General features: G+C 66.9%; 24 protein-coding genes. 16 read left to right on the top strand and 8 right to left on the bottom strand.

What is annotated here, in order from left to right:
* Nucleotides 1-42: 42 nt before the first annotated feature.
* The gene (locus H0W40_RS09625) at nt 43-1500 is read right to left on the bottom strand and encodes a leucyl aminopeptidase (RefSeq protein WP_292445664.1); all 1458 of its coding nucleotides are present in this window, start codon (nt 1498-1500) and stop codon (nt 43-45) included.
* Nucleotides 1501-1527: 27 nt separating this feature from the next.
* Between H0W40_RS09625 and lptF the strand changes: the two genes are divergently transcribed.
* The 5 genes from lptF to H0W40_RS09600 all read left to right on the top strand — a co-directional run bounded on the left by lptF (nt 1528) and on the right by H0W40_RS09600 (nt 6401).
* Nucleotides 1528-2619, top strand: coding sequence for an LPS export ABC transporter permease LptF (gene lptF / locus H0W40_RS09620; RefSeq protein ID WP_292445663.1), 1092 nt, complete (start codon nt 1528-1530; stop codon nt 2617-2619).
* A 7-nt stretch (nt 2620-2626) separates the two neighbouring features.
* On the top strand, nt 2627-3745 hold the full coding sequence (lptG, locus tag H0W40_RS09615) for an LPS export ABC transporter permease LptG (RefSeq protein ID WP_292445661.1): 1119 nt from the start codon (nt 2627-2629) through the stop codon (nt 3743-3745).
* A 64-nt stretch (nt 3746-3809) separates the two neighbouring features.
* Nucleotides 3810-4178 (top strand): CbiX/SirB N-terminal domain-containing protein, encoded by a 369-nt coding sequence (locus tag H0W40_RS09610; RefSeq protein WP_292445660.1) that lies wholly within the window; start codon nt 3810-3812, stop codon nt 4176-4178.
* Nucleotides 4179-4239: 61 nt separating this feature from the next.
* Nucleotides 4240-5193 (top strand): CysB family HTH-type transcriptional regulator, encoded by a 954-nt coding sequence (locus tag H0W40_RS09605; RefSeq protein ID WP_292445658.1) that lies wholly within the window; start codon nt 4240-4242, stop codon nt 5191-5193.
* Complete coding sequence (locus H0W40_RS09600; RefSeq protein WP_292445657.1) at nt 5193-6401, top strand: pyridoxal phosphate-dependent aminotransferase; 1209 nt, start codon at nt 5193-5195, stop codon at nt 6399-6401. Before H0W40_RS09605 ends, H0W40_RS09600 begins: the two co-directional genes overlap by 1 nt.
* A 53-nt stretch (nt 6402-6454) precedes the next feature.
* On the opposite strand, the gene H0W40_RS09595 is transcribed toward H0W40_RS09600, so the two are convergent.
* The 3 genes from H0W40_RS09595 to H0W40_RS09585 all read right to left on the bottom strand — a co-directional run bounded on the left by H0W40_RS09595 (nt 6455) and on the right by H0W40_RS09585 (nt 8111).
* Nucleotides 6455-7078, bottom strand: a complete 624-nt coding sequence (locus H0W40_RS09595; RefSeq protein WP_292445655.1) for an undecaprenyl diphosphate synthase family protein — start codon at nt 7076-7078, stop codon at nt 6455-6457.
* Nucleotides 7079-7190: 112 nt separating this feature from the next.
* Complete coding sequence (locus H0W40_RS09590; RefSeq protein ID WP_292445653.1) at nt 7191-7775, bottom strand: hemerythrin domain-containing protein; 585 nt, start codon at nt 7773-7775, stop codon at nt 7191-7193.
* Nucleotides 7776-7988: 213 nt separating this feature from the next.
* Nucleotides 7989-8111: a hypothetical protein gene (locus H0W40_RS09585; RefSeq protein WP_292445651.1), complete on the bottom strand. Its 123-nt coding sequence runs from the start codon at nt 8109-8111 to the stop codon at nt 7989-7991.
* A 438-nt stretch (nt 8112-8549) separates the two neighbouring features.
* Here H0W40_RS09585 and H0W40_RS09580 point away from each other — a divergent pair, with 438 nt between their 5' ends.
* The 5 genes from H0W40_RS09580 to H0W40_RS09560 all read left to right on the top strand — a co-directional run bounded on the left by H0W40_RS09580 (nt 8550) and on the right by H0W40_RS09560 (nt 12698).
* Nucleotides 8550-8801 (top strand): hypothetical protein, encoded by a 252-nt coding sequence (locus H0W40_RS09580; RefSeq protein WP_292445649.1) that lies wholly within the window; start codon nt 8550-8552, stop codon nt 8799-8801.
* Nucleotides 8802-8911: 110 nt separating this feature from the next.
* Nucleotides 8912-9553 (top strand): CDP-alcohol phosphatidyltransferase family protein, encoded by a 642-nt coding sequence (locus H0W40_RS09575; protein ID WP_292445647.1) that lies wholly within the window; start codon nt 8912-8914, stop codon nt 9551-9553.
* 8 nt (nt 9554-9561) lie between these two features.
* Nucleotides 9562-10611, top strand: coding sequence for an endonuclease/exonuclease/phosphatase family protein (locus tag H0W40_RS09570; RefSeq protein WP_292445646.1), 1050 nt, complete (start codon nt 9562-9564; stop codon nt 10609-10611).
* Between the two features lie 257 nt (nt 10612-10868).
* On the top strand, nt 10869-11765 hold the full coding sequence (locus H0W40_RS09565) for a methyltransferase (protein ID WP_292445644.1): 897 nt from the start codon (nt 10869-10871) through the stop codon (nt 11763-11765).
* Between the two features lie 33 nt (nt 11766-11798).
* The gene (locus tag H0W40_RS09560) at nt 11799-12698 is read left to right on the top strand and encodes an iron-containing redox enzyme family protein (RefSeq protein WP_292445642.1); all 900 of its coding nucleotides are present in this window, start codon (nt 11799-11801) and stop codon (nt 12696-12698) included.
* Here H0W40_RS09560 and H0W40_RS09555 read toward each other — a convergent pair.
* The gene (locus H0W40_RS09555; protein WP_292445640.1) at nt 12671-13867 is read right to left on the bottom strand and encodes a mechanosensitive ion channel family protein; all 1197 of its coding nucleotides are present in this window, start codon (nt 13865-13867) and stop codon (nt 12671-12673) included. The genes H0W40_RS09560 and H0W40_RS09555 overlap by 28 nt on opposite strands.
* A gap of 342 nt (nt 13868-14209) precedes the next feature.
* Here H0W40_RS09555 and H0W40_RS09550 point away from each other — a divergent pair, with 342 nt between their 5' ends.
* The 4 genes from H0W40_RS09550 (at nt 14210) to H0W40_RS09535 (ending at nt 18248) form a co-directional block, all read left to right on the top strand.
* Nucleotides 14210-14581 carry a four-helix bundle copper-binding protein gene (locus H0W40_RS09550; RefSeq protein WP_292445639.1) on the top strand — a complete coding sequence of 124 codons (372 nt, stop codon included), beginning with the start codon at nt 14210-14212 and terminating at the stop codon, nt 14579-14581.
* A gap of 153 nt (nt 14582-14734) precedes the next feature.
* Entirely contained in the window at nt 14735-15523 is a 789-nt protein-coding gene (locus tag H0W40_RS09545) for a response regulator transcription factor (protein WP_292445637.1), read from the top strand.
* Nucleotides 15520-16857, top strand: coding sequence for an ATP-binding protein (locus H0W40_RS09540; protein WP_292445635.1), 1338 nt, complete (start codon nt 15520-15522; stop codon nt 16855-16857). Before H0W40_RS09545 ends, H0W40_RS09540 begins: the two co-directional genes overlap by 4 nt.
* A gap of 491 nt (nt 16858-17348) precedes the next feature.
* A complete protein-coding gene (locus H0W40_RS09535) occupies nt 17349-18248 on the top strand; it encodes a GGDEF domain-containing protein (protein ID WP_292445674.1) in 900 nt (299 codons plus the stop codon).
* A 106-nt stretch (nt 18249-18354) separates the two neighbouring features.
* Here H0W40_RS09535 and H0W40_RS09530 read toward each other — a convergent pair whose 3' ends face one another.
* Both H0W40_RS09530 and H0W40_RS09525 read right to left on the bottom strand, forming a co-directional pair.
* Nucleotides 18355-20625, bottom strand: coding sequence for a nitric-oxide reductase large subunit (locus tag H0W40_RS09530; protein ID WP_292445673.1), 2271 nt, complete (start codon nt 20623-20625; stop codon nt 18355-18357).
* Nucleotides 20626-20775: 150 nt separating this feature from the next.
* A complete protein-coding gene (locus H0W40_RS09525; protein WP_292445633.1) occupies nt 20776-21996 on the bottom strand; it encodes an NnrS family protein in 1221 nt (406 codons plus the stop codon).
* Nucleotides 21997-22200: 204 nt separating this feature from the next.
* On the opposite strand from H0W40_RS09525, the gene H0W40_RS09520 reads away from it, so the two are divergent.
* Both H0W40_RS09520 and H0W40_RS09515 read left to right on the top strand, forming a co-directional pair.
* Nucleotides 22201-23724, top strand: a complete 1524-nt coding sequence (locus H0W40_RS09520; RefSeq protein WP_292445631.1) for a Do family serine endopeptidase — start codon at nt 22201-22203, stop codon at nt 23722-23724.
* Between the two features lie 147 nt (nt 23725-23871).
* Nucleotides 23872-24513 carry a YbhB/YbcL family Raf kinase inhibitor-like protein gene (locus tag H0W40_RS09515; protein WP_292445629.1) on the top strand — a complete coding sequence of 214 codons (642 nt, stop codon included), beginning with the start codon at nt 23872-23874 and terminating at the stop codon, nt 24511-24513.
* A gap of 178 nt (nt 24514-24691) precedes the next feature.
* Here H0W40_RS09515 and H0W40_RS09510 read toward each other — a convergent pair.
* Nucleotides 24692-26029, bottom strand: a 1338-nt coding sequence (locus tag H0W40_RS09510; protein ID WP_292445628.1) for an efflux transporter outer membrane subunit, incomplete at its 5' end; no start/stop codon positions are given.

Below are 26029 nucleotides of genomic sequence, written 5' to 3'. Positions count from 1 at the left end.
CCGTGGCGCCGAGGCTGGAAGACTCGCGGCCGTTTTGCCGGCTCAGCTCGCCTGCGACAGCACGAAATGCGTCAGCAGGGCGACCGGCCGGCCGGTGGAACCCTTGGCCGCACCCGACTTCCAGGCGGTACCGGCGATGTCGAGGTGCGCCCAGCGGTACTTGCCGGTGAACTTCTTGAGGAACATGGCTGCGGTGATGGAGCCACCGGGCCGGCCGCCCACGTTGCCCATGTCGGCGAAGTTGCTCTTCAACGCTTCTTCGTACTCGTCGTCGAGCGGCATGCGCCACGCCGGGTCCAGCCCCGCGCTGCCCGCAGCGAGCAGCGTTTCGGCGAGTGCATCGTCGGCGGTGAACAGGCCCGTGCGATGGTGTCCCAGCGCGATGACGCACGCGCCCGTCAGGGTGGCGATATCGACCACCGCGCGCGGCTTGAAGCGCTCGGCATAGGTGAGCGCATCGCACAGGATCAGCCGGCCTTCGGCGTCGGTGTTGAGCACTTCGATGGTCTGACCCGACATGGAGGTGACCACATCGCCCGGCTTCACCGCCCGGCCGCTGGGCATGTTGTCGCAAGAGGGGATAAGGCCCACCACGTTGACCTTGGGCTTGAGCTCGCCGAGCGCGCGGAAGGCGCCCAGCACGCTGGCCGCGCCGCCCATGTCGAACTTCATCTCGTCCATCTCGCCCGAGGGCTTGATCGAGATGCCGCCGGTGTCGAAGGTGATGCCCTTGCCGACCAGCACCACGGGCGCTTCGCCCTTGGCCGCGCCGTCGTAGCGCAGCACGATGAACTTCGGCGGCTCGTACGAGCCCTGAGCCACGCAGAGAAACGCGCCCATGCCGAGCTTTTCGCAGTCCTTGCGGTCGAGCACCTCGATCTTGAAGCCGTGCGCCTTGCCGAGCCGCTTGGCCTCCGCCGCCAGAAAGGTGGGCGTGCAGTGGTTGGCCGGACGGTTGCCGCATTCGCGCGCCAGCGTCACGCCGGCGGCAATGCCTTGTCCGCGGGCCAGGCCGGTCTGCAGCGCCTTGGCGGAGGCTTTCTCGCACAGCAAGCTCACCTTGGCCAGGGGCGGCGCAGCCGGCGCGCTGGGCTTGGTGTGGCGGTAAGCGTAGATCGCGTCGGACACGGCGCAGACCAGCGCCTCGGCGTGCGTTGCGTCGAGTTCGGCCCCAGCCGCCGCGACCGCAAGGTGCTTCACGCCCAGCGGTTTGATCTGCGCCAGCCCCGCCATCGCTGCGGCCTTGAACGCCTTCGCGCTGCCGTCGGCGGCCATCGTGAACACCAGGCGGGCGGCCTTCACCCCGGCCGGCCGGTGCAGGTAAAGCGTGCGGCCGGCCTTGGCAACGATGTCATCGCAGGCAAGCGCATCGGCCAGCAGCGCGGCGAGCGGGGCATCGAGCCGCTGCTCGGCGGGCTCGCCGCTCACCACGATCAGGAGCGCATCGCAGGCGGTCTTGGAGAGGCCGTCGATCGGGGTGTTCAGCAGGCGGAAGTCCATAATGCGAGGCTCAAAAAAAGACCTCGAATGCTATTCGATTCCACTTTGCGCCGAGACCTCTCTCGGAGCTTCGGCGCGACGCTGATCGTCATCATGACGATCGTCATCACCATGTTCCTGATCCGCACGCTCGGCCAGGCGGCGGGCGGCGCCGTGGCGCCGCAGGACGTAGCGCTGCTGCTGGGCTACATCTCGCTCGAGAACCTGCCGACGATGCTGAGCCTGTCGCTGTTCATCGCGATCGTCACCACGCTCACGCGCATGTACCGCGACAGCGAGATGGTGATCTGGTTCGCCAGCGGCGTGGGACTCGCGCGGTTCGTGCGGCCGGTGCTGAGCCTGGTCTGGCCGCTGCTGGTGCTGGTGGCGATCCTGGCGCTGTTCGTGTGGCCCTGGGGCAACCGGCAGGTCGTCGAACTGCGTGACCGCTACGAGCGCCGATCCGACATCTCGCGTGTCGCGCCGGGCCAGTTCCAGAGCTCGGCCGACGGCAGCCGCGTGTTCTTCATCGATCGCGATACGGGCGACGGCAGCATCGCGAACAACGTCTTCGTGCTCGAGCGGCGCGAGGGCAGCGAAAGCGTCACTTCGGCGCGCAGCGGGCGCATCGAGCTCGACGGCGACCAGCGCTTCGTGGTGCTCGAGGACGGGCAGCGCACCGATCTCGAGCTGGCCACCGGCGAGAAGCGGCTGGCCGAGTTCGAGAGCTACCGGGTGCTGGTCGGCGAAGCCCTCACCAGCGGCACCGACAACCTGCCGGCCAAAGCGCGCAGCACCTGGCAGTTGCTTACCCAGCCCACGGAGCGCCACCTCGGCGAGCTGGCCTGGCGCATCGGCCTGGCGCTGGGCGGCATCAACCTGGTGTTGCTGGGCATCGGCCTGGCGTCCGCCAACCCCCGACGGGCCGGCAACTGGAACCTGCTGGTGGCCCTGCTCGCCTTCGTCGTCTACTACAACCTGCTCAGCCTGAGCCAGGCCTGGGTGGCGAGCGGCACGCTTGCGTTCGGCCCGGCGCTGGCGGTCGTGCATGGCGGCATGTTCATGGTGGCGGTCACCTTGCTGTGGTGGCGGGAACGCGGCTCGTCGATGGTGCTCAGGCGCCGTCGGCCGGCCGGCTGAGACCCCCATGCGCACCGTTCGCCGGCTTCTCTATGCCGACGTGCTGCGTGCCGTCGCTTTCGTCGCGCTCGCCTTCCTGTCGCTCTTCTTCTTCATCGACTTCGTCGAGGAGCTCGACAACGTGGGCCGCGGGCTTTACGAGGTTCAGCATGCGGCGCTGTACTGCCTGCTTCAGTTGCCCGGGCACTTCTACGAGCTGTTTCCGATCGCAGTGCTGATCGGCAGCATCTTCGCGATGGCACGGCTGGCACAGTCCTCCGAATTCACCATCTTGCGCACCGGCGGCCTGGGGCCCGGCCGCGCGCTGAGGCTGCTGGCCATGCTCGGCCTGGCGTTCGGTCTGGTCACCTTCGTGGTGGGCGACTATGCCGGGCCCTATTTCGACGCCAAGGCCGACTCGTTGCGCGGCGGCCTGCGCGGCGACGCGGCGCGCGGCGCGAACAGCGCCTGGCTGAAGGATCGACGCATGGCCGCGCCCGGCGAAGAGCCGCCCGGCGAGCGCATCGATTCGATCAACGTCGGCCATGTGGGCGCGGCTGGCCGGCTCGAGGACGTGCGCATCTACGAGTTCAGCGCCGACGGCGAGATGCTGGCGCGCATTGCGGCCGAGCGCGGGCAGGTCGAAGACGGCGCCTGGTTGCTCAGCAACGTGCGCGTCACGCGCTGGCAGCCCGGCCAGAGCGGGCAATTGCCGGCGGACGAACAGCTCAGCGAATTGCGCTGGACTACGCAGCTCTCGCCGGCCGTCGTCGGCGCCTCGGTGTCGCCGCTGCGCAGCATGTCCACCGTCGACCTCTACCGCTACATGAGCCATTTGTCCGATAACGAACAGGCGGCGCAGCGCCAGGAGATCCAGTTCTGGAAGAAGGCGCTCTACCCGCTGGCCTGCCTGGTGATGGTCGGCCTGGCGCTGCCCTTCGCCTACCTGCATGCGCGCAGCGGCGGCGTGAGCGTCAAGGTGTTCGGCGGCATCTTGCTGGGCATCAGCTTCGTGCTGCTCAGCAATGTGTCGACCCATCTCGGCCTGCTACGCGACTGGACGCCCTGGGTGGCGGCGGCCGCGCCGAGCGTGATTTACCTGATGCTGTCGCTGGCGGCGTTCAGCTGGCTGGTGAGGTACCGATGAAGCACACGGCGTCGAAACGATTCCTGCGGGATCGGCGGATGTACTCGTCCGACGAGGGTCCCCAATGAATGGCGTGCTGCTGTTCGCGCACGGTGCGCGCGACCCGCTGTGGGCGCGGCCTTTCGAGGCCGTCGCACAGGCGCTGCGAGCGCGCGAGCCGGAAATGCCGGTGGCGCTGGGCTTCCTCGAATTCATGACACCCGACCTGCGCGGCGCCGGCGACACGCTGGCGGCGCGGGGCTGCGGCAAGGTGAGCGTGGTGCCGCTGTTCCTCGGCGCCGGCGGTCATGTGCGCAAGGATTTGCCGCTGCTGCTCGATGCGCTGCGCGCCGCACATCCGCACATCGAATGGCAACTCGCGCCAGCCGTCGGCGAAGACGCTACGGTCGTGGCCGCGATGGCCGAAGTCGCGTGGCGGCACGCCCGCTCATGAAGCGCGGCACCAGAAGAACCATTCGCGCCCCTGCTGCGGCGCGCCAAACCGCATCCCATCGATGAACCTGCACCAGTTCCGATTCGTCCAGGAGGCCGCCCGCCGCAACCTGAACCTCACCGAAACCGCCAAGGCGCTGCACACCTCGCAGCCCGGCATCTCCAAGGCAATCCTGGAGCTCGAAGGCGAACTGGGCATCGACATCTTCGCGCGCCACGGCAAGCGCCTCAAGCGCATCACCGAGCCGGGCCAGGAGGTGCTCAAGGCCATCGAGATCATCCTGCGCGAGGTGAACAACCTCAAGCGCATCGGCGAAGAGTTCAGCCAGCAAGACGCCGGCACGCTGTCCATCGCCACCACGCACACGCAGGCTCGCTACGTGCTGCCCGGGCCGGTGGCCGCGCTGCGCAAGCGCCATCCCAAGGTCGCGATCAGCCTGCACCAAGGCACGCCTGAGCAGGTGGCGCAGATGCTGCTAGACGAGACCGCCGAAGTCGGCCTGGCGACGGAGTCGCTCGCCACCTTCGACGCCCTGGTCACCCTGCCCTGCTACGACTGGCAGCACGTGATCGTGCTGCCCGCCGGCCATGCGCTGGCCGCGCAAGAGCGCATTACGCTCGAGCAGCTGGCCGCCGAGCCGCTGATCTCCTACCACCCGTCTTTCACGGGGCGCACCCGCATCGACCAAGCCTTCGCCATCAGGGGCCTGAAGCCCACAGTGGTGCTCGAGGCGATCGATTCCGACGTCATCAAGACCTACGTGCGGCTCGGCCTGGGTGTGGGCATCGTGGCCGAGATGGCGGTGCGCGACGACCCGGCCTGCGCGGCCGGCGGCGACCTCGTCACGCGACCCGCCGGCGCCTTGTTTGGCAACAACGTCGCGCGCCTCGCGTTCAAGCGCGGCGCCTACCTGCGCAATTTCGTGTACGGTTTTGCCGAGCTGCTCTCCGACCGGCTGACGCGGGCACTGATCATCCGCGCCATGACGGGCAACGCCGAAAACTACGAACTGTGATGCCGACGATGAGCCCCGCCGAGCCTTCCCCCGCCTTGCCCCGCGTGCTGTCCGTCACCAGCCGCCTGCCGCGCACGGGCGACACCATCTTCAGCGTCATGTCGGCACTGGCCCAAGCGCACGGCGCGGTCAATCTAGGGCAGGGCTTCCCGGATTTCGACTGCGACCCGAAGCTGGTCGACGCCGTTGCGACCGCCATGCGCGAGGGCCACAACCAGTACCCGCCGATGCAGGGAGTCGCCGCATTGCGCGAGGCGGTCGCGGCCAAGATCGAAGCGCTCTACGGCCACCGCTACGACGCCGGCAGCGAAATCACCATCACGGCCGGTGCGACGCAGGCGATCCTGACCGCGATCCTGGCCCTGGTGCACCCCGGCGATGAAGTCATCGTGCTCGAACCTTGCTACGACAGCTACCAGCCGGCCATCGAGCTGGCCGGCGGCACGGTGGTGCGTCTCGCGCTCGGTGCCGCAGCCGGCGAGTTCCGGCCCGACTTCGACCGGATCGCCGCGGCCCTGTCGCCTCGCACCCGCGCCATCGTGGTCAACACGCCGCACAACCCGAGCGCGACCGTGTGGAGCGCCGCCGACATGCAGCGCCTGGCCGAGCTGTTGCGGCCGACCGACGTGCTCGTGCTCGCCGACGAGGTCTACGAACACATGGTGTTCGACGGCGCCGTGCACCAAAGCGTGTCGCGCCACCCGGAACTGGCTGCGCGCAGCGTCGTCGTGTCAAGCTTCGGCAAGACGTTTCACGTCACGGGCTGGAAGGTCGGTTACGCGGCCGCGCCGAAGGCCCTGATGACCGAGTTCCGCAAGGTCCACCAGTTCAACGTCTTCACGGTCAATGCGCCCATGCAGCATGCGCTGGCGGCCTACCTGGCCGACCCGGCGCCGTATCTCGGCTTGCCCGCGTTCTACGCCGCCAAGCGCGACCGCTTCCGCGCCGGCCTGGCGGGCACTGCCCTGCGTCTGTTGCCGAGCGAGGGCAGCTACTTCCAGTGCGTGGACTACTCGGCGCTGCAGGCTCACCGCGACTGCAGCGAGGCAGACTTCTGCCGCTGGCTGACCACCGAAGTCGGCGTGGCGGCCATTCCCTTGTCGGCGTTCTACGACGGCGGCTTCGAGCAGCGCGTCGTGCGCTTTTGCTTTGCCAAGCGAGAACAGACGCTCGACGGTGCGCTGAAGCGGCTGTCTGAGCGCCTGTAGATCGCTCCGTTCCGGCAAGAGCGTTGGCCCGGGCTCGGCGACCGAGGCGACGCTCAACCGCCGAGGGTGCGGTCCTGCTTGCCGAACCAGCTCAACGCGCTGTCCAGATGGCTGGCCTCGAAATCGGGCCAGAAGTCGTCGACCACGAAGAAATCGGCATACACCGATTGCACGGGAAGAAATCCGCTGAGCCGCCGACCGCCGCCCCAGCGCACGATGAGGTCGATTCGCGACACCTCGCGCGAACGCAGGCCGCCATTCTTCAGGCCATCGAGATCCCATTGCCAGCCGTAGTTCACCAGGAAGTTGACCTTGATGCCGCTGCCCCGGCGTTCGCGGAACCGCATCAACGCCTGCGGGAACTGGCTCGACGTGTCATCGCCGAGCACCAGCAGGTCAGCGCCCCGCCGGTCGACTTCTTCCGCAAAAGCCACACAGGCGGCGCGAAAATTTTCGATTTGCCCAGTCGCACGCCGCGTGTTGTCCGCCGTGAAGCCGTAAACCGACACCTCGGGAACGCCGAGCGCCTTGCAGGTTTCGAACAATGCAAGGCCGGGCTCGATGCCGCGGGCATAGCCCTCTTCCTTCTTCAGCCCACGCGACTGCGCCCAACGCCGGTTGCCATCGGGAATGAAGCCGATGTGCTGGGGCAAAGCCCCCTTTGATGTCGATTTCATGGCGCAAGCATCCTGATGCCCTGAATTCCGTACGGAGTACTGCAAACCGCAGCGAACGAGGGAACAGGGCCGTGTTGCACACGGCGCCTGCCTGCGAACCGGCCGAGCGCGCTCAGAGCCGGCTGGAGAGCGCCCGCCTGACCAGAAAGCCACCCGCAACCACCGCACCGGCCGTCATCAGCACCGTGCTCGTCGGCATGGCGCGCGCCGTGTTGATGGCGATCTCGCCGGCGCGTGGCATCGCAAGCTCGAACCGGCGCTTGGTCATGCGCGCGCCCAGGTCACTGAGCCGCTCTTCGCCCAGCAAGCGCTCCGCCGCAGGCAGCAGCACCGTCTCTTCGTCGGCCACGTGATGGATCACGTCGCGCATGAGCTCCATGAAGGTGTCGTCGAAGCCGGCATCGGTGGGCTCCATGGCGCGCAGCTTGGCGATCAACCGGCGCATTTCGTCGTGCTCGGGAACGCTCTTGCTGATCACCTCGCCCTCGACATCGAGCTCACGGATCGCCGGGTAGAAGATCTCCTCCTCCAGCTGCGCATGGATTTCGAGCGCCGCGCTCACGGTGTTGACGATCGCTCGTTTGGTCTGCGGCGGCGTCTTGTTTTCGTACTTGTGAAAGGTCACGAGCGCGTGCGAATGGTCCAGGCGGATCATCTTGGTGGCGGACGGCGACATCTTGCGCAGCATCGGGTTCATGGCGGGTCTCCAGGCGGTTGTGCACAGGAGCATCGGCAACCGATGTTCCCGCCGACGGGGCGACGGCTGAAGACTTTCGGTGCCCTCGGCTCAGCCTCTCGGCGGCGACACTCAACCGGCCGGTTCGCCAGGGCTCAGGGGCGAAAGCGCACACGCCCGCGTTCCAAGCGCCGTACCCGCGCATCACCGCAACGGGCCAGCTCGGCAAAAAGCCTAGGGCGAGAACAGCGACAGGAGCCGCTGCAGGTAGCTCGGGCGTGTCGGGCAGACGGTGGGCAGCCGGGTGCGCCGGCCGAGTCGGCGATACAGCGCAGTCGTTTGCAATTGCGTGGCCATGGTGTTGAGCTCCGGCGCGCAGGCTTGGCTGCGCGTGAAGTCACCTTAGCGCGCAAGCGTGACGGCGCGATGGCAACGCGCCCCGCACTCGAGGGCACGCATCGCGGGGGGGTGACCCTGCCCATCGTCTGCAACTGCAAGGGCCAGGAACGCCGTTTGCTTGCAGCGCGCATCCCACTCACCTTCAACGGAGCCGCCCCATGCTGCGCAGACTGCTCGTTTACGCGATCACATCAGGGCTTGCCGCAAAGCTTTACCGTTCCTTCCTGGCCCGCGGCGTTCGCTCGAGCCAGCGCCGGTACTAGAGCCGTAGCAAGCGCGGCAGCAAGAGGCACGGACAAGGCCGTTGCCGATAGCGGCGCATGGCTTCGCCGTCGGCCGCTCGTTGCTGCGCCGCAAGCATCCCTTCCACCCGATTCGGGAGCCAGACAACCACAGATGGATGTGCTCGACTTGATGCAGTGGCCGGCGATGCTTGTCACCGTCGCGGCGGCCTGGTTGATCGCCTCTCAGCGGCCGTTCAAGCGGCGCATCGGTTTCTGGCTTTTCCTGCTCAGCAACGTGCTGTGGGTCGTGTGGGGCTGGCACACCGGCGCCTACGCGTTGATCGCCTTGCAGGTCTGCCTGGCGGCGCTCAACATGCGGGGGGTCAAGAAGACCGAGCCGCCCGACGATCACGCGCCGACTTGAGGGCTCCTTCGCTGCGCGCCGGTGCCGAGACGCTGGCTGCCAGGGCTACCTTGCATGCTTGTGCCAACAATACGGTGGGTACGAAGCTGCCCATTTCATTCGAGAAAGAAATGACGATGCGCCCGACACCGAACCCCGAACGCCGCCATTTCACGATGATCCGCGGCTTCCATCTGGCGGACTTCTTCACCCTGGCAAACGCGGCCTGCGGCATGGGCTCGGTGTTCTTCGCAATGATGTTCGTCGGCGGCCAGTCGCCCCTGCACTTCTTCACCGCCGCCCTGCTCGCGCCGCTGGCGCTGCTGTTCGACGTGTTCGACGGCCGCATCGCGCGCTGGCGTCATCAGCACTCGCCGCTCGGTCGCGAACTCGATTCACTCGCCGACATCGTTTCCTTCGGCGTCGGCCCCGCCACGCTGGCCTTCGCGGCCGGCCTGCGCGGCGGCTGGGACATGCTGGCGTTGATCTACTTCGTCTGCTGCGGCGTGAGCCGCTTGGCACGCTACAACGTCACCGCAGAGAGCCTCTCCGGCGACGAAGGCAAGGTGTCTTACTTCGAGGGCACACCCATTCCGACGACCGTGCTCTTGAGCCTGCTGCTCGCCGTGGCCGCCTGGCAAGGGCGGCTGGGCGATGACATCTACGGTGGCGTCATGCTGCTGGGCCCATGGACGCTGCATCCGTTCGCACTCGTGTTCGTGCTGTCGGGCAGCCTGATGATCAGCAAGACCCTGCGCATTCCCAAGCTCTGAGCCCCCTCGTGGAAACGGCCCTGCTCATCGTCGGCGGCGTGATGGTCGCCGCCACGCTGCTGCCGCTGCTGCGCTTCGAGGCCTGGTGGATTCGGGTGTTCGATTTCCCGCGTCTGCAGATCAGCTTCGTGCTGCTGATCGTGGCCGCGGCCCGTGCGGCGCTAGGCGTGCAGGGCATCGCCGAGACTTCGTTCCTGCTCGCTTTGCTGGCCAGCCTGGGGCTGCAGGCCAGGCGCATGTATCCCTACACGCGTCTGGCGCGAAAGGAAGTCGAGCAGTGCGCCGAGCCGAAGCCCGGATCGACGCTGAGCCTGCTGTCCGCCAACGTGCTGCAGTCGAACCATCAAGCCGAGCGCCTGAAGGACATCATTCGCGAGGCCGACCCGGACCTGATCCTCGCGCTCGAGACCGACACGTGGTGGCAAGGCCAGTTGAAAGAATTCGCCCTCAGCCATCCGCACCAAGTGCACCAGCCGCAGGACAACACCTACGGCATGCTGCTGTATTCACGGCTCGAGCTGCAGGAGCCGAGCGTGGCTTTCCTCGTCGAGGAGGGGGTGCCGTCGATCCACGCGCGCGTACGCCTGCGCTCCGGGCAGACGGTGCAACTGCATTGCATGCACCCGCGCCCGCCCTCGCCCACGGAGAACGACCGTTCGACGGAGCGCGATGCCGAAATGCTCATCGTCGGCCGGGAAATCAAGCGCAACCCCAGCCCCGTGGTCGTGTTCGGCGACCTCAACGATGTGGCTTGGTCGCACACCAACGACCTCTTCAAGCAGATCAGCGGCCTGCTCGACCCGCGGGTCGGCCGGGGCTTTTTCAACACCTTCAACGCCAAGCACCGGCTGATCCGCTTTCCGCTGGACCACTTCTTCCACTCCAACGATTTCCGGCTGGTTGCCTTCCAACGGTTGGGCTTTTTCGGCTCCGACCATTTCCCGGTGTTCATCGAGCTGAGCCTGGAGCCGCAGGCGGCGCACACACAGGAAGAGCCGCAGGCCGACGCCGCCGAGCACAACGAAGCGAGCGAGAAGATCGAAGAGGCCACCCGGTAACTTTTCGGTCTGCAGCCCGCCGCCTGGGAGGCAAAACACTCCTCGAACCGCGGCCGGTATGCCGATTGCCCCCTTCCCGCAACAAGATGGGAAGTACGTTGGCAATGATTCTGGAAAAGTCGGCCCGGCAAGAAACCGGGCCACGCATCGCGCCGCCGGCGGCACGGGACGCGGACGATGCGCTGCTCGCCCTCGGTCGTGCATTGATCGGCACCGGCTACCGATGGGTTTGCCCGACGCCTGACACACAGGCCCTCGTGAATGCCCGGCCCGGCAACGAGCGCGCACACGATCTGCGCGGTGTATTCGGATGGAGCCGGCCTTTCAACGCTTCCGACACTGCGGTGCTGCCTGCGCCGTTGCTCGCTTTGATGCGCGAGGCCGGCGCGCTGGAACCCGTGGCCGGCGGCGGTGCCCTGTGGCGAAGCCGCGTTCGCTTCTCGAGCTTTTCAGACACCCTGCTTGCGCATTCTGCGTGGCCGACGACGCAGGCGGACGCGGTATTTTTCGGCCCGGACACCTACCGCTTTACCGCCCTGATCGAGCGCGTGCTCGCGAAACATGGCCGGGGATCGCAGACCCCCCGCACCGCACCCTGCACCGTGGTGGATCTCGGCTGCGGAAGCGGCGCTGGCGGCATCGTGGCCGCCCGCCTGATCGGACATGAGTTGCCCGCGCGGGTGCTTTTCACCGACATCAACCCAGAAGCGCTGCGCCTGGCAGCAGTGAACGCGCAGCTTGCCGGCCTGGAACACTGCGAGTGCCGCCACAGCGACGTGCTGGCCGCCGTCGACGAGCCCGTCGATCTGGTGCTCGCCAATCCGCCCTATCTGATCGACGCAAAGGAGCGCGCCTATCGCCACGGCGGCGGGCGGCTCGGCACAGGCCTGGCGCTGCGCATCGTGGACGAGTCGCTGCAACGGCTGGCGCCGGGCGGCCGGCTGATCCTCTACACGGCAGCACCGGTCGTTGCCGGCGTCGATCTTCTCTGGCAGGCCCTGCAGCCGCGACTGACCGAGGCCGCTGCGAGCCGAGGCGCGGTCTACGACTACGCCGAGATCGACCCCGACGTGTTCGGCGCCGAGCTGGCGCAACCCGGCTACGGCGACGTCGAGCGTCTGGCCGTCGCCGGCCTCAGCGTGCAAGTCCGCTGAGCCCTTTCCTTTTTGTTGTTGGAGAAAATTTCGATGAACGCTCCCGATCGCCATGCTCTGTCTGCGATGCAGGCCCCCCTCTCGCCCGATGTGCGGCACCGCCGCCTTGCCGAAGGCAACCGCCGCCGCTTGCTGCCTGGTTTTCCCGGCGGGCAATGGCAAAGCGACCTCGACGACGAGTTCACGCTGCGGCTCGAGGAAGGCCGGCTCGTCGAGGACGAACGCCGCACTGTCGCCGAACAGGTGCTGCAGGTGCCGCACGAGCCCGACGCGTTCATGCACTGGTTCGAGGCCTTGGCGGAGAACGGGCCGGGTCAGGGCGATCCGCTTTTCCCGTGGTTGGCGACGCAGGCGAACCTGCAACAGATGCGCTGGTTCCTCACACAGGAAGTGGCCGGCGAGGCGGGCTTCGACGACCTCGTCGCACTGACCCAGTTGCGCATGCCGCCCCAGCCCAAACTGGAGCTCGCGCGCAACTACTGGGACGAAATGGGCCGCGGCAAGCGCGGCGGCATGCACGGCCCGATGCTCGAGATGGCGGTGCACGAACTCGCGCTCGAGCCCTCTGTCGAGGCGACCGTGTGGGAGTCGCTCGCGCTGGGCAATGTGATGCTCGCGCTGGCTGCGAATCGCCGATATGCCTATCACTCGGTGGGGGCGCTGGGGGTCATCGAACTCACCGCGCCGGGCCGCGTTTCGCAGATCAACGTCGGCCTCGAGCGGCTCGGCATCTCGCCCCAGGGCCGCCGCTATTTCCAATTGCACGCCGGGCTCGACATCGTGCATTCGCGCGACTGGAACCGCGAGGTGATCCGCCCCCTGGTGGAGAGCGAACCGCGATGCGCGCGCGCCATTGCCGAAGGCGCCCTGATGCGCCTGCGCTGCGGCGCGCGCTGCTTCGAGCGCTATCGGGCCGAGTTCGGGCTGGGCTGAGGCTCGCTGCTGCCGTTGCCGCCGGGCGCTGCGCCGCTGGTGTGGGCGGCTCCTTCCTTCTCGTTGCCGCCCTCTTCCGCGCTGTCCGCGGCCGGATCGTTGATGACGTACACGGTGCGCGTTGGAAAGGCGAACTCCACACCGATCTGTTCCAGCTCGCGCATGAGCGCCAGGTTGATGCGCTGCTGCTCGTCCATGTAGGCGTTGAAACCCGGCTCCTTGACGATGTAGACGACCTCGTAGTCCAGCGAGCTGTCGCCGAACTTCAGCAGGTGGGCGCGGTCGAAGCGCAGCTTCTCGCTGGCGTCGACGAGGCGTTTGACGATCTGCGGGATCTGCTCGGCCTGCTCGGGCGTGGTGCTGTAGGTCACACCGAAAGTGAAGACGATGCGCCGCTCCGCCATGCGCTTGTAGTTCTTGATCACCTGCTTGAGCAGCTCGGTGTTCGAGATCACGATCTGCTCGCCGCTCAGGCTGCGCAGCCGGGTCGTCTTCAAGCCCACATGCTCGACCGAGCCCATCACTTCGTTGACGATGATGAAGTCGCCGATCTCGAAGGGCTTGTCCACCGCGATGGACAGCGAGGCGAACAGGTCGCCGAGGATGTTCTGCACCGCCAGCGCCACCGCAATGCCGCCCACCCCCAGGCTGGCCACGAAGGCGGTGATGTTCACGCCCAGGTTGGACAGCATCGCCAGCAGCACGGTGGCCCACAGCAACGTGCGCAGGCCCCATGACATGAGCGTCGCCGAGGCGCTGACCTGCGTCATCGCGGCGGAAGCATGGCGCTCGGTGTAGCGCCGCAGGAAAATACGGATCGCGGTGTTGCCCCACAGGGCGAACTGCAACGCCAGCGCAATGAACCAGAGCTGCCCGACACGCGAGCTCCAGCGATCGGACAGATCGATCAGGCTCAGGCCGATGAGCAGCGCGGCCAGCGCGAGGAGCCAGCGGTTGGTGCGGCTCAGCACCTCGATCAAGGTGTCGTCGACGCGGTTGCTGGTGTTGGCGGCAATGCGCGAAGCGCGCCGCAGTGCAAAACGCAGCCCGAACGTGAATACCAGATAAAAGCCCAACGCCGCGGCGCAGGCGAGAGCCCAGCTCGTGAGCGGCACGCCCAGCAACGTCGTCGTTGCGAACCAGGTCTCGGCGAAGTTCAGGTCGTTCATGCGCTGGGGGGCCTTTTCAAATGGAAGGACTGACGGGGAGTTACGCGAGGCGGCTTCGCTTCCTCGGCGCGGGCCACCGATGCTGCTTTGCAACGGGCAAGAGCAATCGCCGCGCAAGGCCTACATTGTGGCGGCTTCGCTCGGGAGGCAAGCGCCCAAACCCAACCCGAGAGTCGCTGACTGCAACGACTGTCCCCCATGGCGCCGTGCCTCGCCGAGTGCGGCGCAAGTAGACCTACGCGGCGCTGGGGCGCAGCGACGGCGCACCATCGGCACGCGCCTTGCCGCATTCAGGGTTGCGCCACCCGTCCGGATGTCGCGCCTCCCAACAAGGAGCCTTTCATGCCCGCTCACCACCACCGCTCCTGCATCGATGCCTGCTATGCCTGCGCCGATGCCTGCGATCACTGCGCCATCGCCTGCCTCGGCGAGCCGCAGCCCAAGCTCATGGCGCGCTGTGTCGCGCTCGACATCGACTGCGCCCAGCTTTGTCGCCTGGCCGCAGGTTTCATGGCGCGCGGAAGCGCCCACGACAGCGCCGCGTGCGCGCTGTGCGCCATGGTCTGCGAGGCCTGCGCCGAAGAGTGCAACCGGCACGCGATGGACCATTGTCAGCAGTGCGCCACAGCCTGCCGGCGATGCGCGAGCGAATGCCGCCAGATGGCCGAACGGCCCGCGCGCGCCAGCACGCCGGCCGGCACGCACGTCGCCTGACCGCACGAGGCGGGCCGTTCCGCATCACTCCCGCCACGCACTACTCAACGCCCGACTGCGTCTCGGAGCCGCGACGGCCCTTGCCGTGCTGCGGCGTGCGGGTGAAAGCCGACGGTATGCTTTTGCGTTCACCACGAACCGGAGCCACTGCCGATGCGTTTGCTGTTGGTCGAAGACGACCGCATGATCGGCGAGAGCCTGCGCGCCGCGCTGCGGCTCGAAGGCCACGCCGTCGACTGGGTGCGTGACGCTTCGGCGGCACAGGCGGTGCTCGCCAGCGAGCGTTTCGATCTGGTGCTGCTCGACCTGGGCTTGCCCGAAGGCGGCCCGCGCGCGATCGGCGCAGACGCTTCACCGGCCGCGCCCGGCCTAGCCACCGAGGCGCCCGGCAGCGAAGGCCTGTCCGTATTGCGCAGCGTGCGCGCGCGCAACGACGCCACCCCGGTCATCGTGATCACCGCGCGCGACGCGCTCGGCCACCGCGTCGCCGGCCTCGATGCCGGCGCCGACGACTACCTAGTCAAGCCCTTCGAGTTCGAGGAGCTCAATGCCCGCATACGCGCCGTTCTGCGGCGCCATGCGGGAAGAGCGCAGCCGCTGCTCGCGCACGGTGGCGTCACGCTCGACCCCGCCACCCGCCAGGTCGCAAAAGACGGCCAGCCCGTGCAACTCTCGGCGCGCGAGTTCGCCGTGCTCGAAGCCTTGCTCACCCGCCCCGGCGCCCTGCTCTCGCGCGCGCAGCTCGAGGACCGCCTCTACGGCTGGGGCGAGGAGATCGAAAGCAACGCGGTCTCGGTCTATATCCACCAACTGCGCCGCAAGCTGGGGCCCGAGTTCATCCAGAACGTGCGCGGCGTGGGCTACTACGTCGGCGCCGCGCGCGGCGAAGCACCGCCAGCGCCTTCTTCGGCGCCGCCGTTGCCTCCGGCCACCGACGCATGAACTCGCTGCGCGTGCGGCTGCTGCTGCTGCTGGTGGCGATGCTTGCGCTCGCCGCTGCGGTGATGGGCGCCATCGCCTACCGCACCGTGCTCGCCGAAACCGAAGCCCTGTTCGATTACCAGCTGCGCCAGATGGCGCTGTCGCTGCGCGACCAGGGCGAAATCGCACCCGAGCAGGCGGGCGCGCTGGCCGACGGCCAACTCGATTTCGTGGTGCAGATCTGGACGGCCGACGGCCGCAACATCTACGCCTCCCGCCTGCACACCGCCCTGCCCTCGCGCGCCTATCTGGGTCTGGCTTATGTGTCGGTGGCGGGCGAGACGTGGCGCACCTTCAGTGTGGCTACACGAGACCGCGTCATTCAAGTCGCGCAGCCGCTGCAGATCCGCCGCCGGCTCGCCGCCGGCGCCGCGCTTCGCAGCGTGCGGCCGCTGCTCTTCGTCGCCCCGGTGCTGGCGCTGGCGATCTGGTGGCTGGCCCTGATCGCGCTGCGGCCGTTGCGCACGGTGGCGCGCGACGTCCAGCAGCGCAGCGAACAGTCGCTGCAACCGCTGCCCACGCGAGGCTTGCCCGACGAGGTCTCGCCGCTGGTCGAGGCGCTCAACGGCCTGCTGCAGCGGCTCTCGCGCTCCTTCGACAACCAGCGCGCCTTCGTCGCCGATGCCGCCCACGAACTGCGCTCGCCGCTCACCGCGCTCAAGCTGCAGCTACAACTTCTGCGGCGTGCGCCGGACGATGCCGCCCGCCTGACGGCGATCGATGCGCTGTCCGGCGGCATCGATCGCGCCGCGCGGCTCGTCGAGCAGATGCTAACCCTGGCTCGCAGCGAACCGGGCGCTCCGGGCCTGGCGATGGCGCCGCTCGACCTGAGCGAGACGGTGCGCCTGGCAGTGGCCGACACTGTGCCTTTCGCGATATCGCGCAAAGTCGAGTTCGAGCTCCACGCCGATGCGCCGGTCCCGCTCACCGGCGACGGTGCCGCGCTCGGCAGCCTGGCGCGCAACCTGGCCGACAACGCCGTGCGGCACGCGCCGATCGGCTCGCGCGTCGAGCTGCGCGTGTTCAGCGATGCCGGAGTGCCGGTGCTGCAGATCGACGATGCCGGCCCGGGCATCCCGGCCACGGAACGCGAGCGCGTGTTCGACCGCTTCTACCGCCGCTCGAACGAGTCGGAAGCGAGCGGCACGGGCCTGGGCCTGGCCATCGTGCGCAGCGTCGCCGCTGCGCATGGGGCCAGTGTGACGCTGGGCGAATCGAAGCCGGGAGGGCTGCGCGCGACGGTGCGATTCAATGCGCAGGAAGCGGTCGCCCGACGCTCGGCGAGCGCCGGCTGAAAAACCCGCGAAGCGGCCGCGGCGGTCAACGCCGGCGCGGCGCTCGGATGCATCGCTCGACCCGGCTGGAGCATCGGCGCCTGTTTTGCTGCCCGAGCGAGCGGGATCCATGTGCAGAGAAAAACCGCCCGCTTAGCTGCCCGGCTTCCAGCTGGCCCCGCCACCCATCCAGCCACGCTTGCAACGATCGGCTGGAACCGCGGCGAGCGCAAGAGTCCAGAACCTGGCGCGACCGGCCTTCGGCAAAGTCGGGCAGGCCGCGCCACTAACGATGGCCGAGCGGACTCTCGCGCGCAGCAGCGCGCACCCGTACCGACGGGTGGGAGAGCGTCTGGATGTGGGCGTCCGAAGCGGTTGCCACTTCCTACCACCGCGCATCAGAAATAACTTCTCGAAATGCCTAATGCTTACAAATTCACGAATTAACCTTTTAAAGCTACCGCAATGATGAGACACTACAGAGTTCATTCAAATCGAAAACGGGGCCCGTGATGTCTTTCGATAGAATTAATACTTTCATTCCTGCAGATGCGCCATTCGCTTTGCAGGTGGCGCTGGAGACAAGCCAAATTGTAAAAGCCAAGGCGGAAGCCTGTGCCGACGAGTTGGCATTGGCAAATAATCGCGTCAAGCAAAAGATTGCCGCCGGTACAACAATGCTGTCGGCGCATAAAGCCTTGGCACGCAGTCAGGCCGTTGAAACCACTGTGCAGGAATGTGCAGACGATTTAACCAGCGTGACGAAAACCCTGGTCGAAGGGATCGACGATCTCGAGCAGACTGAAATCGCCCTAATGCAGTCGCATCAAGCCTTGGCGCAAAGCGAAGCTGCCTTGACGGTGGCACTGGAAGGCGAAAAGCAAGCTACGTTGCGGGCTTTGCACGACCCCGCAACCGGCTTACCGAACCGTGTCCTGTTCGACGACCGGTTGGCACACGCTATTGCCTTGGCAGAACGGCACGGGTGGACGCTGGCGGTGATGTTTCTGGACTTGGACCGCTTTAAAAGCGTCAACGATGTGCACGGGCATACCGCGGGAGATTCAGTATTGAAAGAGGTCGCAAGACGACTATCACTCAGCTGCCGGGACGAAGATACTGTATGCCGCAACGGTGGCGACGAGTTTCTGTACTTGTTGATGAATCCTCAGGGCAGCGAGAATATCGAGCGCATCGCCGGGTCGGTAGTAAAAAATATTGCACAGCCGATTCAACTCGCCGATCTGCAACTTTTCATCGAGCCGAGCATCGGTATCGCTGTTTATCCGGGCGACGGGTTGAGTGGAGAACAACTGATAAACAATGCCGATGCGGCAATGTACCGAGCCAAGAAAGGTATGAGTCGGTACGCGCTGTTCTGCGCGCGAGAAGCAGGAACAGTTCCGGCTTGAGCGCTTGACTGACGGCCTATCTGGTTTTGCCAAGGTGAAACAGTAGACCTGCAGCAGACCGGCCGGTCGGCGTACTCCCGGATGGCTTTGGAAGAGAACGCGCAGCTCACGCAGCTTCTTGCAACACGGGCCGGCGCTGCGGCCTGAACCAAAGTCCGACCACGAACCAGGCGAGCGTCAAAGCCCCGACACTGAAGATGATGTCGCCCGGCACCCGCATCCACACCAAAACATCGATCAGAGGTTGCTGCATGAACTCGGTCGAGCGCGCATACCAGTAGCCGTGATCGACCGCCGCCAGCAGTTGCAGCGTGCCGATCGGAAGAAGGGTCAGCACGCCCATCAGCGCCAGCCCGATGTTCAGCGACCAGAAGCTGACGTTGAGGAGGCCTTCGTTCCAAATCAGATCCGGCTTGAGGCCGCGCAGGCAGAACAACACGAGCCCGATGCCGAGCATGCCGTACACCCCGAACAGAGCAGTGTGGGCGTGCAACGGGGTCAGGTTGAGCCCCTGCATGTAATAAAGCGACAGCGGCGGATTGATCAGGAAACCGAACAGCCCCGCCCCCACGATGTTCCAGAAGGCGACCGCCAGAAAGAACATCACTGGCCAGCGATAGCGGTACATCCACGGCGTCGCGGAGCTTTGCCGGTACCTGTCGTAAGCCTCGAAACCGACATACGCGAGCGGTACGACCTCGAGCGCGGAGAAGCTGGCACCCAACACGATGACCGCGGTCGGCGTACCGCTGAAGTACAGATGATGCAAAGTTCCGAGCACCCCGCCGGCCATGAACACGATGGTTCCGAACAGCACTGCGACCGTCGCGATCTTGACGGACAGAAGGCCCAGGCGGGTGAAGATGATGGCCAGCACTGCCGTGGCGAAGACTTCGAAGAACCCCTCCACCCACAAATGCACCAGCCACCAGCGCCAGTACTCGACCGCCGATAGATGGGTGTGCTCGCCCCACAGCAACGCTGCGCCATAGAACAGGCCGATCGCCACGGTCGACAGGAACAGCAGTCCCACCAGCGATCGCGATTCCTTGTTCGCGGCACGCAATGCGGGCCACAACGCACGCCCGACCAGCACGAGCCACAGCATCAGACCAATGAACAAGAACCATTGCCAGAAACGGCCGCCGTCGGCGTACTCCCATCCCTGGTGACCGAACCAGAAGTTGTGCTCCAGCCCCAACTTCTGCATCACTGCAAACCATTGGCCGGCGAAAGAGCCGACGATGATGATCACCAGACAGGCAAGAAGCACGTTGACGCCCAAGCTTTGATGCTTCGGCTCGTAGCCCGAGATGGCCGGCCCCATATACAGGCCCGTCGCCAGCCAGGCGGTCGCTATCCAGAGAACCGCCAACTGGGTGTGCCAGGTGCGCGTGAGCGAATAGGGCAGTATTTCCGAAAGACTGAAGCCGTACAGGTGCTGGCCGTCGATCTGGTAGTGGGCCGTGATGGCGCCGAGCACGAGCTGCAACAGAAACATCGCCAACAGGACCCAGAAGTACCGTGCGGCCGCCTTCATCGATGGCGTGACCTGAACCCGCGACATCGGATCCGTGGCCGGCATTTCATGCGGTTCTTCCGCGCGCCCTGCCGTGACGGCATGGTGCCAACCCAATAGCGCAATGCCGGCGAGAAGCAGGATGACGCTGAACGCCGACCAAAGAAACAAGCTCGCCGGCGGTCGATTGCCGACCAGCGGCTCGCTCGGCCAGTTGTTGGTATAGGTGATCTCGCTCCCAGGGCGCTCGGTGACCGTTGCCCAAGCGGTCCACCAGAAAAACGCAGCGAGGGCGCGACGGTGCTCCGCATCCGGCACGGTGTCGTTCTTCATTGCGTAGGCTTCACGCAGCCCGGCCGTGGCGGGATCGTTGCCGAACAAACTTCGGTAATGGGCGGCAACGCTGGCGATCGCAATGGCGCGGTCGGCACTGAGCGTGATCGTTTCGCTTTCGGGATCGAACGTGTTCTCCCGGATTCTGGTTTCCAGCCGACCCTGGAAGACCGTCTTTTGCTCCGCCGACAAGTCGTCGTAGCTGTCTGCTCCGGCCTCGCGCTTGGCCCACAGGTCGAGCAGGGCCACCGCCTCCCGGTGCAGCCAATCCGCGCTCCAGTCAGGCGCTACATAGGCGCCGTGACCCCAGATGGAGCCGAGCTGCATCCCGCCGAACGACTGCCACACCTGACGGCCGAGTTCGATGTCCGCGCGAACGTAGATAACTTTCTTGTCGGTCGACACCACCCGCTCGGGCATGGGCGGCGCTTGTCGGTAGATTTCGCCGCCCGTCCACAGCAGCGTGGCGAAAGAAGCGATTAACAAAATCGCCAGATAGACCCAAAGCTTTTTTGTGTTATCCACGAAACTCCAGCGCTCGATCGAATGCAAACCAACTTGCAACGACTGAGTAATGCACGGAAGCACAGTCGGGATGTGACTCCACCATGCGCCCGATAGGGGCGGGAGTCTGTGAGCTGTCGCACGCGCGCCGCAGGAGCCGGCCGCCTCGGCTCAACCCGGCTTGCCGTCCAACCGCGGCCGAGTCAGGACCGGCCAGTAGCGCAGCGCGTACAGCCCGAAGCCCGCGCACCACAGGCTCGCGGAGCCGACCACGGCGTGCATGGACCACGCTGGTAGGGCGAGCGGCATCAGCACGCGCACGACCGCTGCGCCGAGCACCAGCACATAGCACGCGATGTCGAAGCGGTCGGCGCGAAGAGGCCGGCCGGTGTGTCCGCGCGCCGTGCGCGTCATCATTCCGATGGTCAAGCCGCCGATGGCGCCGACGGTCAGCGCGTGCGTGGCCGACGAAGCGTTGATCCAGCCGAGTTCCGACGCGCCGCGCAGCGCAAGGTGCAGCGGGATCCACGCATACGCCGCATGCAGCACCCACACCAGCGGCGCTCGCCAAGTGTTCCAGGGCCTCCACAGCGCCCAGCGGACGGTGTGAAGGCTCGCGCAAAGCAGCGCGAGGGCGGCCAGGGCCGCGCCGTGCCACTGCAGCAGGTCCGCAACCAGCAGACTCAAGAGCGCAGCGAGCGCGACTTTCTCGAGCATCGCGTTGCGCACGGCACCGCAACCCGGCACACCGGCGTTGGTGAACATCGGGATGACGCGTCCACCCATCACCGCCATGAGGAACAGCAACACGTCGAGGGCGATTTGCACACCCAGCCAAGGAGGCAGCTTCAGCATGCCGAGTTGCGAGAGGTGAACTGCAAGGCTGGCGATGCCCATCGCCACGAGCAGGCCGACAAAGAAATAGTTGCGCCGGTTGCGCGCAGCCCAGAGTGGCACCGCAAGTCCGACGGCCGCCGCGAAAGGGAAGGCCGCGTTGACGATGGCGGCGGCCCAGGCGAAAGGCGTGAGGACGAGCAAGCGCCCCGCCACCCAGAGCGCTGCCAATGCCATGAGCAGCCAGCCCGTCGGCGTGGGCTGCATCGACCAGTTGCGTCCCGCAGTGAACAGGAATCCGACCACCACGGCGAGGGCGAAGCCGAACAGCATTTCATGCGCATGCCACAGCGGCCCCGACAGGTAGGGGCGACCCAGCCAGCCGGCGAACTGCGCGGCCCACAGGCCGATCGACAGTGCAGCGAACGCGCTGGCGAGCAGATAGAAGGGTCGAAAGCCCGACTCCCACAGCGCAAGGCCGCTGGCGGGAATGCCCGCGCCAGCGAGCGGTTGAGAAGGCTCGGAACGAGGCTCTACGGTCGCAGGCCGAAAACGCATGTGAGAGCCTCCGCGATGAGCGATGAAAAACCGGATTCGCCGAACCGTTCGGAAGTGCTGCGCAGAGCGTTGTCGAGAATGAGCGCCCGTCCGTAGCCTCGGTGCTTAATCTTCGCTTAACCCAACGCTAACCGAGCCCTAACCGGCGGCGCCTATCTTTCATCGCATGCGGAGCTTCTCCGCGCCCTCTTCAAGGAGATCAGCATGCGAATGAAGTCCCTCAGCGCCGCCCTCGTCGCGGCAGGCGTCCTGGCCGTCGGCACCGCCGGTGCGATACAGAACGAATGGTTGCCGGGCGAGGCGCGAGCCGTCAAGACCAATGCCGTTATGGTGGCCACGGTGCCGGCCAAGCCGGTGCCGCAGCTTTCCGCCGACGCGGTGCCGAACTACCGCGCGATCGTGCAACAGGCCGGCCCGGCCGTGGTCGGCATCACCGTGCAGGGCACGCGCAAGTCGAACAGCGACGAAGGCCCCGAGCGCGGCCTGCCGCCGGGCTTCAAGCTGCCGCCTGGCTTCGAGAACAGCCCGTTCGCGCCCTTCTTCCGCGGCATGCCGCCGGGCGGCCCCGGCGGCCAGGAAGGCCCGCCGTCGCCCATGCGCGGCCAGGGTTCGGGCTTCATCATCAGCGAGGACGGTCTGATCCTGACCAACGCCCACGTCGTGCATGAAGCGGATGAAGTGACCGTCAAGCTCAGCGACCGCCGCGAGTTCACGGCCAAAGTGCTTGGTTCCGACGTGATGACCGACGTGGCCGTGCTCAAGATCGAGGCCAAGGACCTGCCGATGGTGCGCCTGGGCGACCCGGCCTCGCTGCAGGTCGGCGACCCGGTGCTGGCAATCGGCGCGCCGTTCGGCTTCGAGCAGACGGCCACGCAGGGCATCGTCAGCGGCAAGGGCCGCACGCTGCCGGGCGAGTACTCGTCGGTGGTGCCGTTCATCCAGACCGACGCGGCCGTGAACCCCGGCAACTCGGGCGGCCCGCTGTTCGACGGCAGCGGCGCGGTGGTCGGCATCAACGCGCAGATCTACTCACGCACCGGCGGCTATCAAGGCCTGAGTTTCTCGATCCCGATCAACGTGGCGCTCAAGGTCAAGGACCAGATCGTCGCGACCGGCAAAGCCTCGCATGCACGGCTCGGCGTGGTGATTCAGGACGTTAACCAGGGCCTGGCCGAGTCGTTCGGTCTGAAGACGCCGGACGGCGCCCTGATCGCCAGCGTGGCGCCGGACAGCCCGGCTGCGGCGGCCGGCCTGAAGTCCGGTGACGTGATCACCGCGGTCGACGGCGAGCCGGTGATCCGCTCGGGGTCGCTGTCCAGCGTCATCGGTATGTCCACGCCGGGCGAGACGGTGGAGCTCAAGGTCTGGCGTGACCGCGCGTTCACCACGGTGCCCGCCAAGCTGGGCGCCTTCGAGGACGCCGAGGCGGTTGCCAGCGCTGACGAGATGCCCACCGAAGGCGGCCAGCTCGGTCTGGCCCTGCGCCCCCTCACGGCGCAGGAACAGCAAGCCGCGAAGGTCAAGAGCGGCGGCATGCTGATCGAGCAGGTCGGCGGGCCGGCGGCGCGCGCCGGCATCCAGCGCGGCGACGTGCTGCTGTCGGTCAACGGCAACCCGGTCGAGTCGGTGGCGCAGGTCAAGAGCGTGTTGGAGAAAGAGCCCAAGAGCGTGGCGCTGCTGGTTCAGCGCGGCGAGAACAAGATCTTCGTGCCGGTGAACCTGGGCTGAGCGATCTTGCTGCCCACTTCGGCGGGCAGGCTCGAGGGGGGCCGGTGGCGCAAGCTGCCAGCCCTTTTTTCTTTGAGCGACGAACACGCTTTGCGGCGGGCACGTGGGCTGCTGCGAAACCAGGGAACAACCGGAAGGAGCCCCACCATGCTCGAGAAATTGCCCGACGTCGTAGGCCATGCGCTGCGCGAGCAGCGCGCCGGCATCGAGAAAACCGTCTACCGCCAGCTCGACCTGCGCGCCGGTACGGCGGCGATCACGCTGACCAGCCTGGCCTTCGGCGACCACGCGCCGATTCCGGCCCTGTACACCGCCGATGGGGCGGGCCACTCGCCGCCGCTCGCTTGGTCGGGCGTACCGGTCGCAGCCCGCTCGCTGCTGCTCATCGTCGAGGACGCCGATGCACCCACGCCGCAGCCGCTGGTACATGCCATTGCCGTCGACATCAGCCCGCACGAAACCGGCTTGAGCGAAGGGGCGCTGAAGAGCCCTGATCATGAAGGCGAAGGCGTGAAGACCGGCCGCAACTCCTACCTCGGCAAGAGCTGGCTGCCGCCGGACCCTCCTCCCGGGCATGGCGTGCACCGCTATGCCTTCCAGATCTTCGCGCTGGCCGAGGGCGAGGCTTTCTCCGGCACACCCGGCCGCGATGCCGTGGTCGACACGCTGCGAGACCGGGCGATCGCAAGCGGTTGCCTGATCGGGACTTATGAGCGGCCGGACACGGCGATCAAGGTCGGCAAAGGCACGACCAGGAATGCGGCCATCGGGATGGAGAACATGACCTGATGCGTGCCTCGCGCTCTCGGATGGGCTACCTTTTGCTTTGGTAGAGGGCGGCCCCCTAGATGCGCCCATCGAGCAGCATCGGCGTTCCGGCTGACCCTCACCCTAGCCCTCTCCCAGAGGGAGAGGGAACGACATGTTCGACTGCCTTCCGATGACGACGGAGAGGACGCAGTCTCAGTCAGTTCGCAGCCAGTGGTTCCTGCGGCTCCTGCCAGCCCCCGCCCAGCACGCTATAGAGCGTGACCTGGTTTTGCAACTGCACCAACCGGGTCTGCAACGCAGCCTGCTGTGCAGCGAACAGCGAACGCTGCGCATCGAGCAGATCGAGGTAGCTGGCCGCGCCGGCGCGGTAGCGCAGGTCCGACAACTCGAAACGCCGACGCTCGGCCTGTGACTGCGCTTCGAGCGCGCGCACCTGCTCGCCGAGCGTGGCGCGACCGGCAAGCGCGTCGGCGACTTCGCGGAACGCGATCTGCACCGTGCGCTCGTATTGCGCCACGGCAATGTCGCGATCGACCTGCGCCACCTCGAGCCCGGTGCGGTTGCGGCCGTAGTCGAAGATCGGCAACACGATTTGCGGAATGAACGACCAGGCCGCCACCCCGTTGTTGAACAGCCCCGAGAGTTTGTCGCTCGCCACGCCGGCGCTGCCGGTCAGCGTGATGCGCGGGAAGAACGCCGCGCGCGCCGCGCCGATGTTGGCGTTGGCGGCGCGCAGCAGTTCCTCGGCCTGGCGAATGTCGGGCCGGTTGACGAGCAATGCCGAAGGCAGGCCAGCGGGCAACTCGGGGCCGAGCGAGGCGGCCGCGAGGCCGGCCAGCCCGTCCGCAGCCGGCAGATCGGCCGGCAAGGGCTGCCCGACCACGAGCACCAGCGCGTTCTCGTCGAGCGCCCGCTGGCGCTGCTGCTGCGCCAGCGTGGCGCGAGCGCTCTCCACGAGCGACTGCGCCTGGCGGAAATCCAGCTCCGAAACCACGCCCCCCTCGAAGCGCAATTGCGTGAGGCGCAGCGACTCCAGGCGCGTTTCGAGCGTGCGCCGGGTCAGCTCGAGCAGCGCGTCGTCGGCGAGCAGCGCGAGGTGCAGGTTGGCTACCGCGGAGATCAGGCTGATCTGCGTGGCCTTGCGGGCTTCTTCCGTGGCGAAGTAGCGCGCGAGCGCCGCCTCGCTCAGATTGCGCACGCGGCCGAACAGGTCGAGCTCGAACGCCGTGACCGCCAGCCCGGCCGTGTACAGGCTGCTGACGTCGCCGCCCGCGCCCAGCGGCTGGCGCGTGGCGTTGGCCGCGGCGTTGACCGTCGGCAGCCGGTCGGCCCGCTGGATGCCGTAGAGCGCGCGCGCCTGCTCGATCGACAGCACCGCGATGCGGAGGTCGCGGTTGTTGCGCAGCGAGAGTTCGATCAGGCGCTGCAGGCGCGGGTCGGCGAAGAACTCCTGCCAGGCGATGTCGGCGGCCTGCGCGCCGGCCGGTGCGGGCTCGGCGCTCGAGCCGGGATAGGCCGGCGCGACGGGCGCGAC

The organism is Methylibium sp. (assembly GCF_013817345.1).
Classification (GTDB): domain Bacteria; phylum Pseudomonadota; class Gammaproteobacteria; order Burkholderiales; family Burkholderiaceae_C; genus Methylibium.
The sequence above is the reverse complement of the archived record's forward strand: the minus strand, read 5'-3'. Positions and strand labels throughout refer to the sequence as shown.

Coding starts and splice junctions, on each gene's coding strand:
- H0W40_RS09600 (WP_292445657.1), top strand. CDS start 5,193: ATGCCGACGATGAGCCCCGCCGAGCCTTCCCCCGCCTTGCCCCGCGTG.
- H0W40_RS09605 (WP_292445658.1), top strand. CDS start 4,240: ATGAACCTGCACCAGTTCCGATTCGTCCAGGAGGCCGCCCGCCGCAAC.
- H0W40_RS09555 (WP_292445640.1), bottom strand. CDS start 13,867: ATGAACGACCTGAACTTCGCCGAGACCTGGTTCGCAACGACGACGTTG.
- H0W40_RS09560 (WP_292445642.1), top strand. CDS start 11,799: ATGAACGCTCCCGATCGCCATGCTCTGTCTGCGATGCAGGCCCCCCTC.
- H0W40_RS09545 (WP_292445637.1), top strand. CDS start 14,735: ATGCGTTTGCTGTTGGTCGAAGACGACCGCATGATCGGCGAGAGCCTG.
- H0W40_RS09540 (WP_292445635.1), top strand. CDS start 15,520: ATGAACTCGCTGCGCGTGCGGCTGCTGCTGCTGCTGGTGGCGATGCTT.
- H0W40_RS09520 (WP_292445631.1), top strand. CDS start 22,201: ATGCGAATGAAGTCCCTCAGCGCCGCCCTCGTCGCGGCAGGCGTCCTG.
- lptF (WP_292445663.1), top strand. CDS start 1,528: ATGCTATTCGATTCCACTTTGCGCCGAGACCTCTCTCGGAGCTTCGGC.
- H0W40_RS09610 (WP_292445660.1), top strand. CDS start 3,810: ATGAATGGCGTGCTGCTGTTCGCGCACGGTGCGCGCGACCCGCTGTGG.
- H0W40_RS09580 (WP_292445649.1), top strand. CDS start 8,550: ATGGATGTGCTCGACTTGATGCAGTGGCCGGCGATGCTTGTCACCGTC.
- H0W40_RS09595 (WP_292445655.1), bottom strand. CDS start 7,078: ATGAAATCGACATCAAAGGGGGCTTTGCCCCAGCACATCGGCTTCATT.
- H0W40_RS09590 (WP_292445653.1), bottom strand. CDS start 7,775: ATGAACCCGATGCTGCGCAAGATGTCGCCGTCCGCCACCAAGATGATC.
- H0W40_RS09550 (WP_292445639.1), top strand. CDS start 14,210: ATGCCCGCTCACCACCACCGCTCCTGCATCGATGCCTGCTATGCCTGC.
- H0W40_RS09525 (WP_292445633.1), bottom strand. CDS start 21,996: ATGCGTTTTCGGCCTGCGACCGTAGAGCCTCGTTCCGAGCCTTCTCAA.
- H0W40_RS09585 (WP_292445651.1), bottom strand. CDS start 8,111: ATGGCCACGCAATTGCAAACGACTGCGCTGTATCGCCGACTCGGCCGG.
- H0W40_RS09515 (WP_292445629.1), top strand. CDS start 23,872: ATGCTCGAGAAATTGCCCGACGTCGTAGGCCATGCGCTGCGCGAGCAG.
- H0W40_RS09535 (WP_292445674.1), top strand. CDS start 17,349: ATGTCTTTCGATAGAATTAATACTTTCATTCCTGCAGATGCGCCATTC.
- H0W40_RS09575 (WP_292445647.1), top strand. CDS start 8,912: ATGACGATGCGCCCGACACCGAACCCCGAACGCCGCCATTTCACGATG.
- H0W40_RS09625 (WP_292445664.1), bottom strand. CDS start 1,500: ATGGACTTCCGCCTGCTGAACACCCCGATCGACGGCCTCTCCAAGACC.
- lptG (WP_292445661.1), top strand. CDS start 2,627: ATGCGCACCGTTCGCCGGCTTCTCTATGCCGACGTGCTGCGTGCCGTC.